The organism is Mycobacterium sp. NGS15 (genome assembly GCF_059813245.1).
In genome coordinates this window covers 626,622-645,944 of the sequence record NZ_JCALEF010000003.1, presented here as the reverse complement: position 1 = coordinate 645,944, position 19,323 = coordinate 626,622, and the positions used below count along the sequence as shown (strand labels likewise).

The window sequence follows — 19,323 nt, the reverse complement described above, 5'->3', positions numbered from 1 at the left end:
GGAGATCATCAGCTTTCTTGGGAAGACTGGCTGTATGTACACGTTGCATGTGGTGAGCGGGCCATCGGTCGCCTCTGAGCTGCGCATTGCCCTTGACGCCAGCGCCGAGCATTGTCGGGATCGCCTTGCGTGGTTCCCGGAGAGCCTTAGTGTGGGCCCATTGGAAGCGGGCGATCCTGCATCTCGGATTCAGTGGTGGCAGTGGTGGGCCGACATGGCTATTGCGCAAACCGGCGGACCAGTCTCTCGTCCTGGTGAAGAACTGGCGAAGTTTTGGGACGAGGTCAGCAGTGCTGACCAGCTTGTACTCTGGTACGGGCAGGGCAACGCGCACGACTCAGCGTTCTTCCATGCGATGTGTGACAAGTTGTCCGACAGCGCTTTCAGTGTCGTGACGCTCAACGGCGCCAGCGGGGCCCATACTGCAGGCGAGCTCGCCCGGCATCTTAACCGCGCATGCTCCATCCCTGTGAATGAACGGGTCACAGCCCGCGCTACTTGGAAACGGCTCGAACAAGAGAACCAGACCTTCCGTATTCTCAGCAACGGCAAGTTGGTTTCGGCCCCCGAGGACTACTACGACAGCGCCCTAGTCAATGCGGCAAGCTCGCGGTGGACGCCAATCCGCCGAATTGTGGCCCCGGTCATGGCCCGCATGGATATCGGCGATTCACCCTTGTTCTGGCGGATCAAATTGTTGACCGAATTTGGGGTGCTAGCGGCTGACGGCGACCCTTGGCTCGTGGAGCACTCAAAGGTCAAACACGCTCGACGGGCAAGTTGGCAAGCGACACTTGAACCAGGGCGGCGGTAATGGCGTGACTATGAGGTGTTGCGGTGCAGTTCATTCCGATAGAGGGGGCGTTGCATCGGTCGGGAAGGGCGGGCGTCCAGTGCCCCGCACTCGGTACCGGCCCCACAGGTCGACCTCATCAAGGGTCATGGCTACTCGCCCGTGCGGTGTGTGAATCACGCCAGCGCATCGGTCGCCTGCGAGTTGGGCTACCGCAGGAGTATCCGTAGTCACTCGACCATGCCAGCGATACGTTCCGTCGATCGGTTGAAAGAACCCACGCAGCTCTACCTCTACATTGATCTCCTCGCCTTGAATCGTGAAAGTCGCTGGCCCGCAGTAGTCCAGCTCGACATCACTGTTTGAGGAGTTGCTTTCTATACGCATTTACCGACCCTTTCCGATGACATGAAATTGGGTATTGCTTCTCGCGTTGGAAGGCGTACCGTTCAGACTAGTACACCGAACGGTGTGTATCTAGTACTACAAGTTACCGATAACTTTACGAAGGGTTTCGGTTAGGAGTGAGGGGACGTGGACTATGAGCATTGAGATCGTCAACGACCGCAGCCAGGTCGGTAGACGTGCTGAGATTGACCATGAACTGTCGACTGCGCGCAGGCTGAAAGCTTCGGCGGAGAAGTACTACGACCCCGAGGTTGAGATCGATTGGGACGCGCCACCCGTGCCGGGTATGCCGTGGCTCAGCGAGCGCCGTGCCAGCTTGGTGGGTACCGAACTCTGGAGCGCTCTGACGGCCGAACAGCGGCTTGAGTTCGGCCGTCAGCAGCTCGGGAGCATCCTGATCGTCGGAATCTGGTTCGAAGCAGCGCTAGGCATCTTTCTCTATCACGACCTCATGGTGAGCCCTGTGACCGACAGCCGCACCAGGTACCTGCTCACCGAAATTAGTGAGGAGGCAAGACATTCCACGATGTTTACGCGGGTAGTGGACAAGATGGGTGAAGGGGCGTCGCCTGTCACCTACCCCTTGCCGCGTGTTATGCAGGAACTTATTCCAGTTCTGAGCAGCCTGTTGCCGGTCGGCACGGTGATGTACACCGCGACTTTGATGGCAGAGGATGTGTTCGATCGTCTGCAGCGGGAAGGAATGAACGACCCAACCCTGCAGCCGCATGCGCGCGCGGCGATGCGCATCCACGTCATTGAGGAAGCACGGCATGTCGCGTTCGCCAAGGAGGAAATTGTCCGCGGTTACCACGAGGCAGGGCCGTTAGGGCGGTTCGCGACGCGCATGACCGCCGCGTTGGCGGCGTTGACCTTTCCATTGACGGGCCTGCTCAATCCGCAGATGTATCGGGCGGTGGGCATCAACCCGGTGAAGGGCTTCCTCGCCGCGTTCTTCGGCAAGCAGTACCGGATAAATGCCCAGTTTGTACTGGCGCCCATGGCGCGCTTCTTCTATGACGCCGGAATCCTCAAAGGATGGCCCGCCGTTCTGATCTGGCGGCTCTCGCGGGGACTTCCTGAGGATGTGTCTGCAGCCGTTAGCCGCGGCAGATGGAAGGAACGAAGGAGCTGGCTGCGTCCGGTAGAAGGCTCGACTGCAGGGGCCACGGATGAATAGGCCGCCCACGCCCGAGTGGGTACTGGGGTTGGGGGCTTAGGCCATGGAGGAAGCGCATCGGGGCCTTCTCGATGGGCGCGACCGAGGTCAGAGCTTCCCGTAGAACCGTGACCGTGGATCAGTGCAACCCGCACTGACACGGCCGCGCGACCAGCATGCGTCAGAATGAGGTGGTAGCCCATCCGGTGCGTCTATCTAAAAGCCCCACAAAGCATTCCAGCGCCTATTTTAACCGGCGTCCGCTGTTAACTGGAACTTGCCACCAATGCACGAACCCGGAGGCTCAGGGGCACAATGGGTCAGGCGGGCTTCTGGTCGCGGACTTTCGTCATCGCGCGAGTGAGGGTGCTTAGTTCCTCCGGGGTGCAGTGCGCCCCAAAATAGGTATGGATGTCTTGTTCGTGGCTCTCGTTCATGCTTTCGAACTTTTTGCGTCCGGCGGGGGTCAACTCGATGGTGTTACCTCGCCGGTCGGTGCTGTGGCAGCTGCGCATGACAAATCCGGCGCTTTCCAGCCGGTCGATCATCCGGGTGATTCCACCTGTGCTGAGGGTGAGACGTTCTGCCAGATCCTTTTGCAGTAACGGCATATCGCCATGGACGGCGATATGCAGCATCGCTTCGAACTCCTTGAGCGCCAGGCCGTGCTGTGCACGCATGTTCTCCGACATCGCCCGAATCACCCGCGCGTGGCCTGTAATGACTGCCCGCCAGGCAAGCACGGCCTCAAGATCGTCCATGTGAAGGAGCTTACATTAAGCTGATTAGTCAATTACTGACTTATCAACTAATCTAAGTGGGCCGGCCCGCCCCCGAAGACGGATGGCGCGGCGGATAGCTCTGGAGCCGGGCCCGCGACTTTCATTCTGGGTGCCACGGTGGCGACGACATAGAGAGGCCAATTCATGCCAGTCTTGAAGGTTCTTGATTCGACTATGTTCCATCGTGAGACCGGTACCGGTGCGCCGATGGTCTTTGTACACGGCAACCCTGCTTCCTCCTATGTGTGGCGGAATGTGCTCCCGGCTATCGCCCCCTCCTGGCGGTGCCTCGCACCCGACCTCATCGGGATGGGCGACTCCGGCAAGCCGGACATCGATTACACATTCGACGACCATGCGCGTTATCTGGATGCTTGGTTCGACGCAGCGGGGCTCGATGAAGTCGTCCTAGTGGGCCACGACTGGGGCTGCGCCCTGGCCTTCGATTGGGCGACAAGACATCCCGGCCGGGTACGCGGTGTGGCATTCAGCGAACCGATCATCAAACCGATGAGCTGGGACGACTTCCCTGCCAGCGCGCGTGAACTGTTCCGGACCATCCGCGCCGAGGGAGTCGGTGAATCCATGGTTCTCGACCAGAACATCTTCATAGAACAACTCCTCTCCGCCGCGACGGCGAGTGGACTCAGTGCTTCCGACTTGGCTGTCTACCGCAGTTACTATCCGACCCGTGCCAGCCGCAGACCGCTTCTGCAATGGGCGCGATCGCAACCGGTGGACGGCGCACCCGCCGACGTCGTGGCACGGGTGTTGGCATTCGACGAGTGGTTGGCGGCCACGCCCGGCGTTCCCAAACTCTTCCTGACCTTCGAACCCACACTCTCCACATCAACCACCTCTGAGTTGATTGATTGGTGTGCTAACACGATTCCCGGTCTGGAAATCGACAAACTCGGGCCCGCGGGTCATGAGACCCCCGAGGATCAGCCGCTCGGAATTGCCGCAGCGGTCAACGCCTGGGCCGACCTGCACAACCTGCATTAGGGGCGCCGGGCAGGTACCCGGGACATACACGTTTGCACGCAGCAGAAGTTCGAAACATTGGAAAGGTGTTCGCTATGGCCGAGGTAGTGGCGGAGAAGAATGTGCTGGCAATTGTTGGGAGTCTGCGTAAGGCTTCGCTTAATCGGCAGCTTGCTGAGGCGGCGGCTGAGAACGCGCCGGTGGGTGTGAGTGTGAGTATTTATGAGGGGTTGGGCGATCTTCCGCATTACAACGAGGACTTAGATGGTGTGGGTGGTGCACCTGCGGCCGCCGAGGCTTTGCGGGTGGCTGTTGCCGCCGCTGATGCGGTGTTGTTGGTCAGCCCCGAGAACAACGGCACTATCTCGAGCTCGCTGAAGAATGCGATCGACTGGTTGTCGCGCCCCTTCGGTTCTAGCGTCTTCAAGGGCAAGCCGACCGTCGTGATCGGGACTTCGGCGGGCCGCTACGGCGGTATCTGGGCGATCGATGAGACGCGCAAGGCGGCCGGGATTGCGACGGCGAACGTGCTCGAGGACGTCAAGCTCGCGGTGGCCTCCTCGGCTTTCGATGGTAAGCACCCGCGTGAGCATGCCGAGACGGTTGCCGAGCTGACCAAGGCACTGGACGCATTGACAGCTGCCAGTAGTTAGCGCTGGCGGCCTGTCCACAGGCCACAGTGTGGTGATCGTGTCACTCAGCACGCGAATGTCGGTGGCGTCGCGATGAGTTTTGCCTTCCGGTGCGGTCTGATCTGCATGGGCAAACTCATCTATGGCTTCAACGTGTCGGTGGACGGGTACATCGCCGATGCGCAAGGCAACATCGACTGGTCTGATCCGAGCGAAGAACTGCACCAGTACTGGAACGACTTTGAGCGGGAGACTGCCCTGTCGTTCTACGGGTGTCGGCTTTACGAACTGATGTCTGCGTACTGGCCGACTGCCGACAAGGCCCCGGACGCCACCGCTTTGATCGTTGATTTCGCCCAGGTCTGGCGTGACATGCCGAAGATTGTGTTCTCGCGCACCCTGGAGTCCGTCGAATGGAACTCCCGCCTGGAACGCGCAGACCCGGTCGAGGTGGTGACGACGCTGAAAGCCGAGGTCGACGGCCAGCTGGAGGTGGCCGGCGCGACGCTGGCCGCACCGATCGTGCAGGCCGGTCTGGTGGATGAGTACCGGATAGTGGTCGCGCCCACCGCCGTGGGCGGAGGCACCCCCTTCTTCCCTATCCTGCCGTCATGGATCTCGTTGCGGCTGCTGGAGAATCGCACCTTCCCTGGTGGCAGCGTCCTGCTGCGCTACGAGACGAAACACCACTAACCGGACGCGCAGCTCGCGTTTCATTCGAAGGTCGTTGTTGCTCTTGCTAATTCAGAGATGACTTCTGTGGCGTTCTCGGCGCGGCGCCATGCCCGACGTTGGCGCATGGCGCCGTTGCCTTGCTCCGCGATGCGCGCCAACTCCTCGTGCGCCATCTCGTAGTCGCCTAGTGATTCCAGGGCCGGACGAAGGCGCTCGACGAGTCTGGCCAGCAGAACGCGCGTCGGTACCGTCGAGCAACTGTCCGCCAGGTCCACCGCCATGCCATCCAGCCCGTCGCGTGCCGCTCTCCAGTGGGCAGCACGCAATATGCAGTCCGCGTGTCGTGGCGCCGGGTCGCCGCGCTGCTGCGCTTCCAGGGCGCTCATCACGGCGGCCCGGATGATCGTGGCCAACAGCACCGTCTCCGCCACGGTGGCGGGAACGTCGGAAACACGGACTTCCACCGTCGGGAAGTGGGCCGACGGGCGCACGTCCCAATAGATCATGCCGTCATCGAGCACTGCCCCACTGTGGCGCAGCGTCTCGACAGTGGTGTCGTAGTGCTCGGCAGATTCAAAGTATGGCGGTGGTCCAGAGCTGGGCCAGCGGGTCCACAGCATCGTGCGGTAACTCGCATAACCACTGTCGGCGCTGCGGTAGACCGCCGAATTTGCAGTCAGCGCAAGGAAAAGGTGCAACATGGGCCGCAGCCGGTTACTCACGTCAATGGCCGACTCGCGGCTGGGCACGGCCACATGCACGTGGCACCCGCAGATACCTTGTTCGTGGGCAAGCATGCCGAACAGGTCAGCCATCCGGCGGTAGCGCGCGGTGGTGGTGACCGGGAAGGCCTGCGGCACTGTCGGCGGCAGGGCCACGGCCAGCAGGTGCGCCCGTTGGGTCGCCGCTGCTGTCGCTGCCATGCGGCGCAGCCGACTCAGCTCGGCACGTAACTCGCTGCTGGTGCTCATCACCGCCGTGGTGCTCTCGACCTGGCAGCTGGTCAGCTCGAGCTGCAATTCGACGCCCTGCGCCGACGCATCGTGCGCGACGTCCCTGTTGCGCGCGACGGGCTGGCCGCTTTGCCGATCAACCAGGAGAAACTCCTCCTCCACCCCTACGGTCGGATGACCACTCATGGCTGGAGATTTCCCCGACAGACGACATGCCAAACCCCAGTGCCAGACCTGCTATTTGGGATTCCCATCTGCCGTCATCGAGGCCATCGTTCGCCACCTCGACGCGGATTGGGGCCGCTACGGAACGGGTATCCCCCAGTATGAGTGAATCCGCACTGCTCGTCATCGACATGTTCAATACGTACCAACATTCGGATGCCAACCAGTTGGCAGACAACGTGGCGAAGATCGTTGAGCCCCTGGCTAGTCTGATTTCCCGAGCGCAGGCACGCAGCGATGTGGATCTGATTTACGTGAACGACAACCATGGTGATTTCGCCGCAGGCCCGGCCGCCATTGTGCAGGCAGCACTTGAAGGCGCCCGCCCCGACTTGGTGAGTCCGTTCATACCCGAGCGTGAGTGCCGGTTTATCACCAAAGTCAGACACAGCGTCTTCTACGCATCTCCCGTGGAATACCTCCTGGGGCGACTCGGAACCCGCCAGCTCATCTTGTGCGGGCAGGTTACTGAGCAGTGCATTCTCTACAGCGCTCTGGACGCGTACGTGCGCCATTTCGATGTGGTTATCCCCACCGACGCCGTGGCTTCTATCGACCCGAACTTGGGTGAATCTGCTCTGGAAATGATGCGGCGCAATATGAGCGCTGCATTGCGCAGCGGCACACAATGCGTTCCCGGAGGGGCTGCGGGAGGAAAATCCACCAGCCTGGTTTGAACTGCCCGAGTTTGGATACAACCTTCGGCGCAACCACACGCAATCACTCCTGGATGGCAGGAGTACAGCGGAAGGAGTTTGACGTGGCATTCACCCAGATCGCGCGGAAGTCGGTCATGGCTGTCGCTGGCATCGCGGCGGCCGGAATCGTGACGGCGGCACCGGCGCTGGCAGACCCGGAAACACTGGATTTCGGCCAAAAGGCAGAGATTCCCAGTCCTGGCGGCGCCATCGACTACACCATAAGCAACTTGCAGCCCAGCGGTCACAACGACGGCGTGTGGTACTCGGACGTAACAGCTCGGGCCGTGAACGGATCGCCGACGCCGAACATTGCAGACTTCAACGCGCGAGCTGTCAACAGCTCCACCTACGCGGTGATGAAGGGAAACGAGCCGGATGGTCTTCCTAATCAACCACTTACGCCGGGCGCCCAAACCGCCGGAAGGATCTATTTCGACGTAAAGGGCGGGACCGCTCCTGACAGCGTTGTCTACCGGGACGCCGGAGGCACCGAGAGGGCGGTCTGGAAGAGCTAACGAGGTTGTCGCAGAGTGCGCGGCTACAGAGCCTCGTCCAACTGACCGAGCCGGTCGGTAAGCCTCAAATTCTCCGAGTAGTCGACGGGACAGCTGATCAGCGTGACCCCTTCGTCGTCAAGGGCAGCTTGCAGGGTCGGTAGCAGTTGGTCGGCAGCGGTGATGCGATAGCCCTTTGCACCGAAGCTCTCAGCATAGGAGACGATGTCGGGATTGGTGAATGAAACATAGTGGTGTTCACCAAGTTCGAGATCCATCTTCCACTCGATGAGCCCGTAACCGCCATCCTCCCAGATCAGCACCACCAACGGAATCCGCTCGCGCACGGCAGTCTCGATCTCCTGCGAGTTCATCAGGAACGCCCCATCGCCCACGACCGCCAGTACCTTCGCGCCGGGGCGTGCCAGCTTGACACCCAGTGCGCCGGGTAGCGCAAAACCCATGGTGGACAGACCGTTTGAAACCAGACAGGTATTGCGCTCATAGGTCGGATAGAGCCGCGCCATCCACATCTTGGTGGCGCCGGTGTCTACGAGCACGATGTCGCTGCGACCGAGAGCGGCCCGGGTATCGGCGACGATCCGTTGCGGAGCCAAGGGAAAGCGTGAGTCCTGCTGTCCGCGTGCGAATTCCTCGGCGAGCAGGCTGCACCCCGGAGCGGATGTGCTGTCGAAGCGATGCCCGGCCAATGCATCGGTGAGTGCATTCACGGACGCGCTGATATCCCCGATGATTCCCACGGAAACCGAGTAATGCACGTCGACCTCGGCCGGGAACCTATGGATGTGGATGATCTTCTTGTCGCCGTGCGGATTGATCCGGACCGGATCGAACTCTTGCAGCTCATAGCCGACCGCGACGATGACGTCGGCGTTCTCGAAGCCGAAGTTCGCATAGTCGCGGCGCATGAAGCCCACCGTCCCGATGCTATTCGGATGGTCATCGGGCATCGCTCCCTTACCGTGGAAGGTATTGGCAACGGGCACCGCGAGTGCATCGGAAAACCGGACGAGCGCTGCCGTCGCGTCGCTGCGGGCCGCGCCGTGGCCGGCCAGTACCACCGGGCGGCGCGCTTGCCGCAGGATGTCGACCGCGCGCTGCACCTGGCCGGCCATCGGCGCTTCGGGATGTACCACATTGCGTGGCAACGGTTTCAAGTCGTAGTCGGCATCATCGGCGTCGATGTGTTCGGGCACGGCCAGGAACACGGCCGCCGGGCGTTCGGTCTCCGCGAGTTTAAATGCCTTACGGAACATCTCCGGGATCGCCCGCGCGGTGGGAACGCCGTCTGCCCAGCGGGTAATCGGCCGAAACATCGCCACCAGATCTACATATTGATGGGATTCCTTATATACGCGGTCCTGCCCCACCTGGGCGGAGATGGCGACCATCGGGGTGCTGTTTGTGGATGCGTCGGCGACCCCGAGCTGCATGTTGATTGCTCCCGGCCCCAGGGTTGCCGATACCACCGCGGCACGCCCCGTGACCCTGCCGTACATCTCGGCCATGAACGCTGCGCCCTGCTCGTGGCGAGTGAGAATGTAGCGGATATCTGACGCCGCGAGCGCCTGGATGAGCCGGATGTTCTCTTCCCCCGGTATCCCGAAGACGACGGAAACTCCCTCGTTCTCTAGACACTTCACCATGATTTCGGCAGCTGTGCTCATCTTGCCCACGGTAGTGGCAGGCTGGACGCATGCCTATTGCAACGATCAACCCAACTACCGGAGAGACCGTCAAGACCTACACGCCGGCCTCCGATACGGAAATCGACATCGCTATTGGCCGTGCACATGACCGGTTCCGGCAGTACCGAAAGACAAGTTTCGCCGACCGCGCGACCTGGGCAATAAACACCGCTGACCTTCTCGAGGCCGAAGCCGGCGAGGTCGCCGCCCTGATGACCCTGGAGATGGGCAAGACACTTGCTTCGGCGAAGGCCGAAGTGCTCAAGTGCGCCAAGGGGTTCCGATTCTATGCGGAGAACGCAGAGGATATGCTCGCCGCGGAACCGGCGCCAGCATCCCCCGTGGGAGCATCACAAGCCCATGTGCGCTACCAGCCCCTCGGCGTGGTACTTGCCGTGATGCCATGGAACTTTCCTCTGTGGCAGGCGGTGCGATTCGCTGCGCCCGCGCTGATGGCAGGCAACGTCGGCCTGCTGAAGCACGCGTCGAATGTGCCCCAGTGCGCGCTGTATCTCGCTGACGTGATCGCCCGTGGCGGATTTCCCGACGGTTGCTTCCAGACGTTGCTGGTGCCATCGGGAGCAGTCGAACGTATCCTGCGCGACCCGCGTGTGGCCGCGGCCACGCTCACCGGGAGCGAGCCCGCCGGACGTTCGGTGGCGGCGATCGCTGGCGACGAAGTGAAACGCACCGTGTTGGAACTCGGCGGCAGCGATCCGTTCATCGTGATGCCGTCGGCCGATCTCGATCAGGCCGTCTCGACCGCGGTCACCGCGAGGGTCCAGAACAACGGCCAATCCTGTATCGCAGCAAAACGATTCATTGCTCACGCCAACATCTATGACGAGTTCTTGGCCAAGTTTGCAGAGAAGATGGCCGCGCTGCGTGTTGGTGACCCGACGGATCCGAACACCGACGTCGGGCCGCTGGCCACGGAACAGGGTCGCGACGATGTCCAGCAGCAAGTCGAACAAGCAGTAGCGGCAGGGGCTGTTGTCCGTTGTGGCGGCGTGCGCCCTGATCGCCCGGGCTGGTTCTACCCGCCCACCGTCATCACCGATATAACCAGGGACATGCCGATCTTCGCCGAGGAAGTGTTCGGGCCGGTCGCTTCGGTTTACCGCGCAACCGACATCGACGAGGCGATCGAGATCGCCAACGCCACCCCCTTCGGTCTGGGATCCAATGCCTGGACACGTGATGAGGCCGAGCAACAACGGTTCATCGACGACCTCGATGCCGGCCAGGTCTTCATCAACGGTATGACGGTGTCGTATCCAGAACTTCCGTTCGGCGGCATCAAACGCTCAGGGTACGGCCGCGAACTTTCGGCCCACGGCATTCGGGAGTTCTGCAACGCCAAGACGGCCTGGATCGCATGAACCTTGTCTCGGCGCGGGACGGTGTCTTCTCCGCGGCGAAGCTTGGCGCGAATCGATGAACGTGGCTGGCTCAGAATGAAATTGGTGCACGAATCGCCACCGCCGTCTACAGCCCGGAAGGTACGGCCTTGCCGTTGAGCGTCACCTCGACCTGACCGGTCTTCGTGTTGTATTCGATCTTGCCGTGCTCGAAGGTCGACACAACCAGATCGCCGACGGTGTTCTCGTCGCTGGTGGGAAGGCCCAACGGACCTGCCGAGCCGTTGTCGCCGGTGATAGAAGGCGCACCGTCGGGGCCACGTTGGATATTCCAGGCCTCCCGGATCTTGCCCACCACAATGTATGCAGGCGTGCCTGTCTGGTTGTTCTTAGCGATGATTGCGCCGCCCTGGAACTGCTGGAACACCGCGCCGCTCTCCCGTGTGCCCGCATTGCGATCACCTGTCAGTGCCTTGCCGAGAGCCTGCTTCTGATCCTCGGTTGCCGACGAATACTTGGCGGCGATCGGGCCGGTTAGCGTGACCTCGACGTCCCTGTCCCCGATCAGCTTTACCTCGGTGGGCCGCGTCGGCGCCGCAGAAGAGGTCGTGGCGATCAATCCGACCTGAGGAGGCATCGACGAATCGGCGCCCTCGCCATTGCTGCAGCCCACAGCGATCAGCGCGACGGCGGCTACGCCGACGACTGCAGTGCAACGGTATGCGATCGTCCTCATGAGCTTCCTCTCGCGTCTTCCTGTGATGTAGGTCAGTTGCGGCTGAACCTCTCGCCCGCCCGAGACTACGGCAGAATCGAATACGGCGGGGTTATCAACGGATATCGCGCAAGCCCGCAGAGTCCTCATACCGAGCCGGGGAACGCTACCTGCATTGAACTCCGGGATTGTTGCAAGACTTTCCAATACCGCCGCTATTTCTTCCACCGGTGTCGAGCTGAGGATCACCCACGACCTGCCACGAATCGGGCGTGTAAGTATTCATCGCTTCGTGTCCGATGAGAAACTCGGCCTCATCGTCCCAGGAATCTGCACGATACGTGACAGAAGCCGCATTTCCCCCCGCGATAGGTGTCGCGCCGAGAAAGCCGGCACCTATAGGGGCTACGGAACCGATGAGGGTGAGTACCAGTAGCAGACCAAATCTAGATTCTGTACTCATGAGGAATGCGCCACCTCTCTTCAGGCTCAATTGACGACAGGGCTGGCTGAGACGCCGCAACGTTCCTTGAAGTCGGTGACCGGCTGGCGGATTCCTTCGAGATCGCTACGAACATCTGGATTCGCGGCCATGTACCCGTCAATCTCCGAACGTATCTCGCTTCTCGATTTTCCCTTGAAGCCGTTAAAAAACTCGTTCACGTCGGGATGTGTGTGCAGATAGACCGATTCAGCGGCCGCCACTCCGGACATCACTCCCAGCAGGTCCGCCGCAGAACAGTTGGGTGCATCTATGCCGGGATCATCGGCCGAGGCCAGCGGCATTCCAACGCCCGACAACCCCAAAGCAGAGGCGGCGATTCCGGCGTAAACCACAAATCTTGAAGCAGACGACATGCGAACTCCTTCCGTGAGAGGCGGATCTTGCTTGATAAAGGAAACAGTAACGCAATGGCTAGGTTTCGCCAGTCGCGCTGTTGCTGGTTGGGCGGTAGCCCGCTGTTCACAGATCCCAGATCGTCGGGCCCGGTGGCCGTCCCGCACCCGGATACGGTTGTCGACGTTCTAGCTGCAGGGATATTGCCCGTTGAGCACACAATTCAACGGTGGCGTGTAAGAGCCGCTCAGGACGCCTCGTAGCCCACCGGTGGCTGAACCTCCCGGCGCGATGGTGCGGTTCCAATTCGCGGGGCCGAGAACATAGTGCGTGCCGGTTTGTGCAAGGGTGCTACTCCACGTGTGCCGGATGGACTCTCCCATCGGCAAGTCGAATTCGAGCCTCCAATCGGTGAGCGGCACCGTACTCACGTTAGTGATGGTGAAACTCGCGATGAAACCGGTCTGCCACGTCGATGTCACCGACAATGTGGCGGTGGCCGCGGCCGCGTGGGCTACGGGCGCCCCGGGGAGTCCGACGATGGCAAGTATCAACGCTGACACTGTTACGTGAAGTGCTGTGCGCCAGCGTTTCACGTAATTGTCACGTCCGGCCATAACTGCTCACAGTAAAGCCAGACAGCAATATCGGCCCTCGCAGCGCCCGTAAGCCGCAGTATCTTTGCTCAACTGAGACCGTCGCGAGATTTGTTCATTGATGAGGCCACAATCGCCGCTCACGGCCACTTCATGCGAGCGTGACGACTACTTTTCCGGCTTTTGCTTTGCCGCTTTCGACGTAGGCGAGCGCTTCGATTGTTTGGTCGAAGGCGAAGGTTGAGTCGATGACCGGCCGCAAGTGGCCCGCGTCATAAAGCGTGGCGAGCTCGCGAAGCTGTGTGCCACTCGCCCGCATGAAGAAGAACGAATAGCGCACGTCGAGCTTCCGGGCGGCTCTGCGGACCTTTCGGCTGAGGAATGACAACACGAACTCGAAAGGTTTGGGCGCGCCGAGTTGCTTGGCGAATCCCGCGTCGGGTGGCCCAGTGACACTGATCGCCAGGCCACCGGGCTTGAGCACCGTGAGCGACTTGATCAGGTTCTCGCCTCCGATCGAGTCCAGCACTACGTCATAACCGGAGAGGATCTGGGAGAAGTCCTGGGTGGTGTAGTCGATGACGAGGTCCGCGCCGAGGTCACGGACCAGTTCCTCTCTGGCGCCGTTTGCGGTGGCGGCTACGTACGCACCGAGATGCTTGGCCAGCTGGATGACGGTGGACCCCAGTCCCCCGGCCCCGGCATGGACGAGAACCTTCTGACCGGGCTTAACTTGTGCCTTCTCAACCAGGATTTGCCAGGCGGCCAGCGCGACCAAGGGCACCGCGGCGGCCTCGTACACAGATAGGCTGGCCGGCTTAAGCGCGACATCCTCGCTGTCGATCGCGATGTACTCGGCGAATGTGCCGATACGTAGGTCGCGTGGACGTGCATAGACCTCATCGCCGACGGTGAAGCCGCGGACGCCCGCGCCGACCTGGGTGACCACGCCGGCAACGTCGTGGCCGAGCACGAAGGGTGGTCTGTACTTGAGAAGCTGCTTGAATTCACCATTGCGGACCATGATGTCCAGCGGGTTGATGCCGGCCGCGCGCACTTGAACGAGAACATCATTCACGCCGACACTCGGCTCAGATGTCTCTGCCGCGCAGACCTCGTTCTTGCCGTATCGGGCGACGACGAATGCTTTCATGTGGTCTTTCCTTGCCTCAGAAGGTGGCTTAGTGAACAGGTTGGTCGTCGTTCAGGATGATCTGCGCATTGTGGATGCCTGCGTCAAGAACTTCGTCGGAGAGTTTCCGGTCGGAGACGGCGCGCGCGAGTTGCAGTGTGGCGACAAGGATCGTGACCAGTCCGAGTGCCTTGGTTCGGGCGGCGGGCGGATCGTAGGGAGACAGGTGTGTCGCAATTACGTCCACGACGGATTGAATTCCGTCGGTGTAGGAGTTACGGATAGCGTCATCGCAACGGCCAATTTCGTCGAGCAGTGCGGCAGACGGACAACCCGTGCCTGGATTGTCACGGTGATGTGGCGCGAGGTACTCGCGGACGAATTCCTCGACTGCTGCCCGGCCCCCGGGTAGCGACGCCAGGACCGCGCGCTGGGCGCCTAATTGGTCAGCCACCACCTTGGCGACGAGATCGTCTTTGGACTCGAAGTGCGCGTAGAACGCGCCGTTGGTCAGGCCCGCATCGGACATCAGTGCCGCGATACCGGAACCATCGATGCCGTCCCGCTTGAAGCGCTCGCTCGCCGTCTCGATGATCCGACGGCGAGTGTCGGCTTTGTGCTCCGCGTCGTATCTTGCCACCCGCCTGTCTCCTCCCTCGCCGCTTGAGGCTTGTCCTTGCGAATCATATCCGATTAACTTACAGTCGTAATATTACGATCATACGACAATAGCGCCGGTGGCGGGAAGGACATGGGATGGCGACGTGGAAAGACGCTCCGACTCACACGATCGACGTCGGTGGTGTCGAGTTCGCATACCGCGAATGTGGCTCGGGCTCAGACGTTCCGGTGATCTTCTTGCACCACCTGACGGCGGTTCTCGACGACTGGGACCCGCGCATCATCGACGGCATCGCCGCACACCACCGCGTGATTGCCTTCGACAATCGTGGCGTCGGCGCCACGGGAGGGTCGGTGCCCGTCACGGTCGAACAGATGGGCACTGATGCGATTGCCTTCATCCGCGCGCTAGGTCGTGAACGCGTTGATCTTTTCGGGTTCTCGCTCGGCGGCGGTGTGGCTCAGATGATCGCCCTCCAGGCACCAGAACTCGTGCGGCGCATGATCCTTGCGGGCACCGGTCCCCGCGGCGGCGGCGGCATCGACAAAATGGCCACCATCGTCGGAATCGCCTATCTGAAAGCGGCGTTCACGTTCAGCGACCCCCGGAACTTTTTGTTCTTTCCCCGTACTGCGGAGGGCAAGCGCGCCGCATCGGACTATCTCTCCCGGCTCAAAGAACGTGCCCTGCATCGGGACAAACGCATCTCGGCCAGGGCGCGCATCGCTCAGCTCAAGGCCATCCGGCACGCCGGGCTAAGCCAGCCGGACGACCTGTCGGTCATCACCCAGCCTGTCCTCGTCGCCAATGGTGACCGTGACCTCATGGTCGACAGCAGCCTCTCCACCGATATGGCACAGCGCCTGCCGAATGCATTGCTGAAGATCTATCCCGACTCGGGACACGGCGGCGTGTTTCAGCATCACCGAACCTTCGTGCCGGATGCACTGGCGTTCCTCGCCGGGCACTGAACATCGACACCACTAGGGAGCACACATGAACACCTACGAAAGCCAACATGACGCCGTCATCACCTCGTACGCTCACGCGCCGTCACGCACGGTTACTGCTTCGGGCGTGACCTACGCCTACCGCGAGTTAGGGCCGAGGGGAGGAATTCCGGTCATCTTCTTCGTCCATCTCGCGGCCACGCTGGACAACTGGGACCCCCGGATTATCGATCCGATCGCACAACAGCATCACGTCATCGCCTTCGACAACCGCGGCGTCGGTGCCACCACCGGCGCCGTGCCCGGCACTATCGAATCGATGGCCGACGACGCCTACACGTTCATCAGGGCGCTCGGCTTCGACACCGTCGATGTCTTCTCCTTCTCGCTCGGCGGAATGATCGCCCAAGCGCTCGTGCTGAAACACCCCGAACTCGTCCGCAAGCTCATCCTCACCGGTACCGGACCCGCGGGTGGAGAGGGTATAGACAAGGTCGCTGGGACTACCTACTACGACATGGTGCGTGCCACCCTCAATCGTGTGGACCCCAAGGAGTTTCTGTTCTTCAACCGCGACGAAATCGGCAAACGCGCTGCGCGCGCATTCGTCGAGCGCCTCAAGGAACGCACTGAGGATCGAGACGCCCCGATCACGGTGAAGGCCTTTCGGACCCAACTCAAAGCGATCAAACGTTGGGGGCGTTCGCGTCCTGCCGACCTCTCGGCAATTACCCAGCCGACGTTCATCGCCAATGGCGACCATGACCGCATGGTCCCCACAGCACTGTCTGAAGACATGCACCGGCGGATCGCCGACTCGAGACTCACCATCTATCCCAATTCCGGCCACGGCGGGATCTTCCAGTACAACCGCGAATTTTCCACTGCCGCAATCCAGTTCCTGGACGGCTGACCGGTCACGTCTGGATTCCTAGCAAGCGCCGAACACGGCGCGGATGACGGACTCGTCGCCGTCGATCTCAACCAGTCCCAGTGCGCGGGCGTCGCTAACGGTAAGGGCGCCGGCCGCAAGGCCGAGGATGTAGGCGGGGTCGGCGCGGACGGTGGCCTCAAGTGTGCGGCCGTCTTGCGGGCCTACCTCGAAGCCGGAGCGTGTTGCGCGGAGTTGCAGTGGGGAGGCGCCGGTTTCGAGGCCGATCGTCATCGAGGAGCGGACTTTGACCCGGGCGTCGAGTAGGGCGGGGATGGCGAGTGTGAGCCACTGGGGACGGAAAGCATCATCAGCGGCGGGGCCGCGGGTCATCAGCGGCGTGGACCAGCGGAGCAGGCTCTCGATCGGTTCGCGGAGTTCGGCGCCCCACGGCGTGAGGGCGTACTCGACCGCGCTCCCCTCCCCTGCCAGCCGCCGCTGAAGTACGCCCGAAGCCTCAAGGTCGCGAAGCCGGTCGGCGAGCAGGTTGGTCGCGATACCTGGGAGGCCGTCGATTAAGTCTCGATAGCGGGCGGGGGCTACGAGGAGCTCCCGAACGATGAGCAGGTTCCACCGGTCGCCGACGACCTCGAGGGAGCGGGCGAGCCCGCAGTACTGACCATAGCTGCGCATCGAATCCTTCGATCTACTTGAATTTCTCAAGTGTATGTGAGAGTTTCAACTTTATCTTAAGCCGACCTAGAAGGAGCCCGCCATGGCCGACACCACCGGGGGCGTGCGACCCGCCTGGGTAGACGACGACCTGTTCCCGTTCGAGAGCCGCTTCGTCGATATCGACGGACACACCGTGCACTACGTTGACGAGGGGTCAGGACCCACACTGCTTCTACTGCACGGCAATCCGACATGGTCGTTTCTCTGGCGCGACGTGATCTCCGCGCTTCGAGATGACTTCCGGTGTATTGCCCTGGACTACCCGGGTTTCGGGCTGTCCACGCCGAGGCCGGGCTATCGCTACTGGCCCGAGGAACACGCAGGTGTGGTCACCGGGTTTGTCGACGCCCTCGATCTCACGGGGATCACTCTGGTGGGGCAGGATTGGGGCGGCCTGATCGGCCTGGCCACCGCGCAGCGTCGGCCAGGCGTGTTCAATCGTTTAGTACTCGCCAACACCTGGGCATGGCCGGTCAACGGTGTCTTGCACTTCGAGGCATTCGCTCGCATCATGGGTGGCCCGCCAGCCCGTTTCCTCGTCCGGAGGCTCAACCTTCTTGTCAACGCGTTCATCCCCACAGGTCACCGACGGCGTAAGCCGACGGTCGGCGAGATGACGCACTACCGGCTGGCGCTCGGCACCCCCGAGCGACGACAAGCCTCCGCCGTGCTTCCTGGCAGGGTGCTCGCCAGCAAGACTTTCTTCGCCGAGGTGGAGGCCGGCCTTCCGGGCCTGTCTCACCTGCCGACACTGATCGTGTGGGGTGACGCCGACATCGCCTTTCGTCCCCAGGAACGCGCGCGCCTGGAGGCGACCTTTCCTGACCACGAGACCGTAATCGTCAAGGGTGCGGGTACTTATGTGGAGTCCGACGCACCAGAGGAGTTCGTGGCCGCGCTCCGCGACTGGGTGGCGATGCCGTGCGGAGACGTGAGCCGTATCGACGAGACCTCGCGTGTGGACTCGAATAGTTCGTAACCAGCTGCGCGCAGTCGAGCACTGAATGTCCGGCTGCTGTGATTGAGATTACGCAAAGCGGGTAGTGCGCCTGTAGCTGGGACCGGCGCACGGTTGCAGCGAGGTCCCCGTTAGGCGATTCGCGTAGGGCAACCCGGCGTTGAGAACACAGCGTGGCTGCGGGTTTCGCCGCCCTAAAGCGATACTCCCGAGCAGTCAGTGGGTAGCGGTTTGCAGACGCTCGTGGGCGGTGAGTAAGACGTGGTCGAAAGCGTTCTGGTCGAATGTTGTGACTCCGCGCAGTTCTTCGCTGAGCAGCTCGGCTAGCGCGCGCAGTTTGACGTTGTGTTGCTGCGAGAGCCATGTCAGCACCCCGAACGCCACGTCGGCATCAACGTTGTACACGAGCATCAGCATGCCTTTGACCTGCTCGATAGCCGCCCGGCTTCCGGTGATCTCTGCGACCCGCGCACTGACCAGTTCTTCCTGGCGGCGTTCACCATTGGTGCGTTCTGCAGGTGTCACATCGAGGTAGAACCCGTGCGTGCCGGCCACCGCGCCGGTCTCGTCGAAAAACTGGTCTCCGATGACTATCACCCAGTGCACGGCACCCGCCGTGTCGACAATGCGGTGCCGGCTGCTCAGCGCCCCGCGTGTGTGAATGATCGCATCGATGGTCCCGGCGACCTTCTCGCGGTCCTGCGGATGCTTATGGTTCAAGACCAACTCGGTAGTCGGAGTCACCTCGCCCGGCTCGTAGCCGTGCAGACGCGCGACTTGCGGGGACCACTCCCACCGCTGTTCATCGAAGTAGAAGCGGAACCACCCCATCGCGGTGGGCTCCGGGACAAGCAGGCTCGGCGCCACCACATCGCTCTCGTCACCGGATAAATCAGCAGCACCAGAATCGGGGACGCCACTCGACATGGCGCTGACGCTACGCGCAAGGCCCCTGCGGAGTGCTGAAACCCCGAACGCCCACGGCAGCCGGATCGGTCGTTAGCTCTTGTCCCCCTGCGCACAGTTTGCC

Annotated in this window: 22 protein-coding genes and 1 pseudogene; 11 read left to right on the top strand and 12 right to left on the bottom strand. The window is 61.7% G+C overall.

Going from position 1 to position 19,323, the window contains the following annotated elements; all coding sequences use genetic code 11:
- The first annotated feature begins 34 nt into the window (after positions 1-34).
- Entirely contained in the window at positions 35-814 is a 780-nt protein-coding gene (locus AC5Y5C_RS10890; RefSeq protein WP_499971692.1) for a DUF3658 domain-containing protein, read from the top strand.
- A gap of 30 nt (positions 815-844) precedes the next feature.
- On the opposite strand, the gene AC5Y5C_RS10885 is transcribed toward AC5Y5C_RS10890, so the two are convergent.
- Positions 845-1,180 (bottom strand): DUF4873 domain-containing protein, encoded by a 336-nt coding sequence (locus AC5Y5C_RS10885; RefSeq protein ID WP_499971690.1) that lies wholly within the window; start codon positions 1,178-1,180, stop codon positions 845-847.
- A gap of 154 nt (positions 1,181-1,334) precedes the next feature.
- Between AC5Y5C_RS10885 and AC5Y5C_RS10880 the strand changes: the two genes are divergently transcribed.
- Positions 1,335-2,381, top strand: coding sequence for an AurF N-oxygenase family protein (locus AC5Y5C_RS10880; protein WP_499971688.1), 1,047 nt, complete (start codon positions 1,335-1,337; stop codon positions 2,379-2,381).
- Between the two features lie 299 nt (positions 2,382-2,680).
- On the opposite strand, the gene AC5Y5C_RS10875 is transcribed toward AC5Y5C_RS10880, so the two are convergent.
- Positions 2,681-3,121, bottom strand: coding sequence for a MarR family winged helix-turn-helix transcriptional regulator (locus AC5Y5C_RS10875; protein ID WP_499971686.1), 441 nt, complete (start codon positions 3,119-3,121; stop codon positions 2,681-2,683).
- 165 nt (positions 3,122-3,286) lie between these two features.
- On the opposite strand from AC5Y5C_RS10875, the gene AC5Y5C_RS10870 reads away from it, so the two are divergent.
- The 3 genes from AC5Y5C_RS10870 to AC5Y5C_RS10860 all read left to right on the top strand — a co-directional run bounded on the left by AC5Y5C_RS10870 (position 3,287) and on the right by AC5Y5C_RS10860 (position 5,451).
- On the top strand, positions 3,287-4,147 hold the full coding sequence (locus tag AC5Y5C_RS10870) for a haloalkane dehalogenase (RefSeq protein ID WP_499971684.1): 861 nt from the start codon (positions 3,287-3,289) through the stop codon (positions 4,145-4,147).
- Positions 4,148-4,221: 74 nt separating this feature from the next.
- Positions 4,222-4,779 (top strand): NAD(P)H-dependent oxidoreductase, encoded by a 558-nt coding sequence (locus AC5Y5C_RS10865; protein WP_499971682.1) that lies wholly within the window; start codon positions 4,222-4,224, stop codon positions 4,777-4,779.
- A gap of 105 nt (positions 4,780-4,884) precedes the next feature.
- Positions 4,885-5,451 (top strand): dihydrofolate reductase family protein, encoded by a 567-nt coding sequence (locus tag AC5Y5C_RS10860; RefSeq protein ID WP_499971904.1) that lies wholly within the window; start codon positions 4,885-4,887, stop codon positions 5,449-5,451.
- Positions 5,452-5,471: 20 nt separating this feature from the next.
- On the opposite strand, the gene AC5Y5C_RS10855 is transcribed toward AC5Y5C_RS10860, so the two are convergent.
- Positions 5,472-6,572, bottom strand: coding sequence for a glutamate--cysteine ligase 2 (locus AC5Y5C_RS10855; RefSeq protein WP_499971680.1), 1,101 nt, complete (start codon positions 6,570-6,572; stop codon positions 5,472-5,474).
- A gap of 140 nt (positions 6,573-6,712) precedes the next feature.
- Here AC5Y5C_RS10855 and AC5Y5C_RS10850 point away from each other — a divergent pair, with 140 nt between their 5' ends.
- Together AC5Y5C_RS10850 and AC5Y5C_RS10845 are read left to right on the top strand one after the other, a co-directional pair.
- Positions 6,713-7,288 (top strand): cysteine hydrolase family protein, encoded by a 576-nt coding sequence (locus AC5Y5C_RS10850; protein WP_499971679.1) that lies wholly within the window; start codon positions 6,713-6,715, stop codon positions 7,286-7,288.
- 83 nt (positions 7,289-7,371) lie between these two features.
- A complete protein-coding gene (locus tag AC5Y5C_RS10845) occupies positions 7,372-7,827 on the top strand; it encodes a DUF1942 domain-containing protein (protein WP_499971678.1) in 456 nt (151 codons plus the stop codon).
- Between the two features lie 23 nt (positions 7,828-7,850).
- On the opposite strand, the gene AC5Y5C_RS10840 is transcribed toward AC5Y5C_RS10845, so the two are convergent.
- A complete protein-coding gene (locus AC5Y5C_RS10840) occupies positions 7,851-9,494 on the bottom strand; it encodes an acetolactate synthase large subunit (RefSeq protein ID WP_499971676.1) in 1,644 nt (547 codons plus the stop codon).
- Positions 9,495-9,523: 29 nt separating this feature from the next.
- Between AC5Y5C_RS10840 and AC5Y5C_RS10835 the strand changes: the two genes are divergently transcribed.
- On the top strand, positions 9,524-10,897 hold the full coding sequence (locus AC5Y5C_RS10835; protein ID WP_499971674.1) for an NADP-dependent succinic semialdehyde dehydrogenase: 1,374 nt from the start codon (positions 9,524-9,526) through the stop codon (positions 10,895-10,897).
- 106 nt (positions 10,898-11,003) lie between these two features.
- Here AC5Y5C_RS10835 and AC5Y5C_RS10830 read toward each other — a convergent pair whose 3' ends face one another.
- From AC5Y5C_RS10830 to AC5Y5C_RS10805, 6 genes and pseudogenes are all read right to left on the bottom strand, one after another.
- Positions 11,004-11,612: an LGFP repeat-containing protein gene (locus AC5Y5C_RS10830; RefSeq protein WP_499971672.1), complete on the bottom strand. Its 609-nt coding sequence runs from the start codon at positions 11,610-11,612 to the stop codon at positions 11,004-11,006.
- 145 nt (positions 11,613-11,757) lie between these two features.
- Positions 11,758-11,940 (bottom strand): annotated as a pseudogene (locus AC5Y5C_RS10825) (hypothetical protein); the annotation flags it as partial.
- 140 nt (positions 11,941-12,080) lie between these two features.
- Positions 12,081-12,449: a heme-binding protein gene (locus AC5Y5C_RS10820; protein WP_499971670.1), complete on the bottom strand. Its 369-nt coding sequence runs from the start codon at positions 12,447-12,449 to the stop codon at positions 12,081-12,083.
- A 168-nt stretch (positions 12,450-12,617) separates the two neighbouring features.
- The gene (locus AC5Y5C_RS10815; protein WP_499971668.1) at positions 12,618-13,046 is read right to left on the bottom strand and encodes a cellulose-binding domain-containing protein; all 429 of its coding nucleotides are present in this window, start codon (positions 13,044-13,046) and stop codon (positions 12,618-12,620) included.
- A 130-nt stretch (positions 13,047-13,176) separates the two neighbouring features.
- Positions 13,177-14,178, bottom strand: a complete 1,002-nt coding sequence (locus AC5Y5C_RS10810; RefSeq protein ID WP_499971667.1) for an NADP-dependent oxidoreductase — start codon at positions 14,176-14,178, stop codon at positions 13,177-13,179.
- Between the two features lie 28 nt (positions 14,179-14,206).
- Positions 14,207-14,797, bottom strand: coding sequence for a TetR/AcrR family transcriptional regulator (locus AC5Y5C_RS10805; RefSeq protein WP_499971665.1), 591 nt, complete (start codon positions 14,795-14,797; stop codon positions 14,207-14,209).
- 116 nt (positions 14,798-14,913) lie between these two features.
- On the opposite strand from AC5Y5C_RS10805, the gene AC5Y5C_RS10800 reads away from it, so the two are divergent.
- Both AC5Y5C_RS10800 and AC5Y5C_RS10795 read left to right on the top strand, forming a co-directional pair.
- Entirely contained in the window at positions 14,914-15,750 is an 837-nt protein-coding gene (locus AC5Y5C_RS10800; protein ID WP_499971663.1) for an alpha/beta fold hydrolase, read from the top strand.
- Between the two features lie 25 nt (positions 15,751-15,775).
- The gene (locus tag AC5Y5C_RS10795; protein ID WP_499971661.1) at positions 15,776-16,642 is read left to right on the top strand and encodes an alpha/beta fold hydrolase; all 867 of its coding nucleotides are present in this window, start codon (positions 15,776-15,778) and stop codon (positions 16,640-16,642) included.
- Positions 16,643-16,660: 18 nt separating this feature from the next.
- Here the strand turns inward: AC5Y5C_RS10795 and AC5Y5C_RS10790 are convergent, their stop codons facing one another.
- A complete protein-coding gene (locus AC5Y5C_RS10790; RefSeq protein WP_499971659.1) occupies positions 16,661-17,293 on the bottom strand; it encodes a winged helix-turn-helix transcriptional regulator in 633 nt (210 codons plus the stop codon).
- Between the two features lie 82 nt (positions 17,294-17,375).
- Here AC5Y5C_RS10790 and AC5Y5C_RS10785 point away from each other — a divergent pair, with 82 nt between their 5' ends.
- The gene (locus tag AC5Y5C_RS10785; protein ID WP_499971657.1) at positions 17,376-18,314 is read left to right on the top strand and encodes an alpha/beta fold hydrolase; all 939 of its coding nucleotides are present in this window, start codon (positions 17,376-17,378) and stop codon (positions 18,312-18,314) included.
- A gap of 195 nt (positions 18,315-18,509) precedes the next feature.
- Here AC5Y5C_RS10785 and AC5Y5C_RS10780 read toward each other — a convergent pair whose 3' ends face one another.
- Complete coding sequence (locus tag AC5Y5C_RS10780) at positions 18,510-19,220, bottom strand: PAS and ANTAR domain-containing protein (RefSeq protein WP_499971655.1); 711 nt, start codon at positions 19,218-19,220, stop codon at positions 18,510-18,512.
- Positions 19,221-19,323 lie beyond the last annotated feature (103 nt).